General features: G+C 58.6%; 2 protein-coding genes. Both read right to left on the bottom strand.

Annotated features, from left to right (window positions below):
- Positions 1–26: 26 nt before the first annotated feature.
- Positions 27–839, bottom strand: a complete 813-nt coding sequence (gene pssA, locus AC1D0Z_RS20355) for a CDP-diacylglycerol--serine O-phosphatidyltransferase (RefSeq protein WP_477659982.1) — start codon at positions 837–839, stop codon at positions 27–29.
- Between the two features lie 249 nt (positions 840–1,088).
- The coding region (ilvC, locus tag AC1D0Z_RS20350; RefSeq protein WP_477659981.1) for a ketol-acid reductoisomerase at positions 1,089–2,035 on the bottom strand (947 nt) is incomplete at its 5' end.

The raw sequence follows: 2,035 nt of genomic DNA, 5'->3' as shown, positions 1-2,035 counted from the left end.
TGTTTCATCTGCTCAATGTACCACAATTATTTATGCAGGCCGCGTTCGTCGGGCTCGTCGGTAGAGGTCGATATCACGCTGGTCTGCTGCCCTTTGGCCTTGCGCCAGCCGTACAGGACATAACCGGAGAAGCCGTACAACACGAACAGCCCGAACATGACTGTCGGCGGGTGGATATTGATGACGGCGATCCCAAGCGCAATCAGCACAATGGCTGCGAAGGGCACGCTGCGTTTCATCTGCACGTCCTTGAAACTGTAAAACGGCACGTTCGTGACCATCGTGAGGCCCGCGTACAAGGTCAGGCCGAAGGTAATCCAGCGCACTTCCAGCCCGCTGATTCCCGCATCGGTCATCAGCCAGATAAAGCCCGCCACCAGGGCCGCGGCGGCCGGCGATGGAAGCCCCTGGAAGAAGCGCTTGTCAACTACCGCCGTATTCACGTTGAAACGGGCCAGGCGCAGCGCCGCACAGGCGCAGTAAACAAAGGCGCCAATCCAGCCCCAGCGCCCAAGGCTGGTCAACGCCCAGACATAAGCAATCAACGCCGGGGCGGCACCGAAAGAAACCATGTCAGAAAGCGAATCCATCTGCTCGCCAAACGCGCTTTGTGTATTGGTCATCCGGGCAACGCGACCATCCAGGCTGTCAAGGATCATGGCGCAAAAAACGCCTATGGCGGCCTGGTCGAAACGCCCGTTCATGGCCATCACGATGGCGTAAAAACCGCCGAACAACGCAGCCAGCGTGAATAAATTGGGCAATATGTAGATGCCCTTGCGGCGCTTGCGTATCACCACCGCTTCGGCAGGAAACGCCGAATCTTCACCATCATGCATAAAAACACTCCTGAGGCACAACTGGTGCGCGCAAACAGCTATCAGATTCATAGCATCCGTAGATGCCATCCCGAAGCCGGACCTTCCCAGAGGGATTCAGCCATCGACTTAAGCCCCAAGGATACCAAGGTCGGCACCGCGGAAACCTTCAGCATTTCACCTTATCCAATTTGCACTAGCCAGAAAAAAAGCCGCGCAGGACCTTTGCGCGGCTTTTTGCAGGACAAAGCCCTGACGGGCCTCAATCCATCAGTTGCGGGTCTGGTCGACCAGCTTGTTTTTGGCGATCCAGGGCATCATGGCGCGCAGCTTTTCGCCCACGATTTCGATCTGGTGCTCGGAATTCAGGCGGCGGCGGCTCAGCAGGGTCGGTGCACCGGCCTGGTTTTCGAGCAGGAAACTCTTGGCATATTCGCCCGTCTGGATGTCTTTGAGACATTTGCGCATGGCGTCCTTCGTGGCCGAAGTCACGATGTTAGGACCCGTCACATATTCGCCGTACTCTGCGTTGTTCGAGATCGAGTAATTCATGTTGGCGATGCCGCCTTCATAGATCAGGTCGACAATCAACTTGAGCTCGTGCAGGCATTCGAAGTACGCCATTTCAGGTGCGTAGCCGGCTTCCACCAGCGTTTCGAAGCCGGCCTTGATCAGCTCGACGGTACCGCCGCACAGAACGGCCTGCTCGCCGAACAGGTCGGTTTCGGTTTCTTCGCGGAAGTTGGTCTCAATGATGCCGGCCTTGCCGCCGCCATTGGCCATGGCATAGCTGAGGGCCAGGTCGCGGGCCTTGCCGGACTTGTCCTGGTGCACTGCGACCAGGTGAGGCACGCCGCCGCCCTGGGCGTAGGTGTTGCGCACCGTGTGGCCTGGGGCCTTGGGAGCAACCATCCAGACATCGAGGTCGGCGCGTGGAATCACGGCGCCGTAGTGCACGTTGAAACCATGGGCAAACACCAGGGATGCGCCTTGCTTGATGTGGGGAGCCACGTCGTTTTTGTAGACGGCGCCGATCTGCTCGTCAGGCAGCAAAATCATGACAACATCGGCGGCCTTGACTGCGTCCGCGACTTCAGCGACCTTCAGGCCGGCCTTTTCGACCTTGGGCCACGAAGCGCCGCCCTTGCGCAGGCCGACAACCACTTTCACGCCACTGTCGTTCAGGTTTTGTGCATGGGCATGGCCCTGGCTGCCGT

The sequence above is a fragment of the Polaromonas sp. P1_E3 genome (assembly GCF_056405935.1).
Note: the sequence above shows the minus strand (reverse complement) of the source record. Positions and strands in the feature narration are given on the sequence as shown.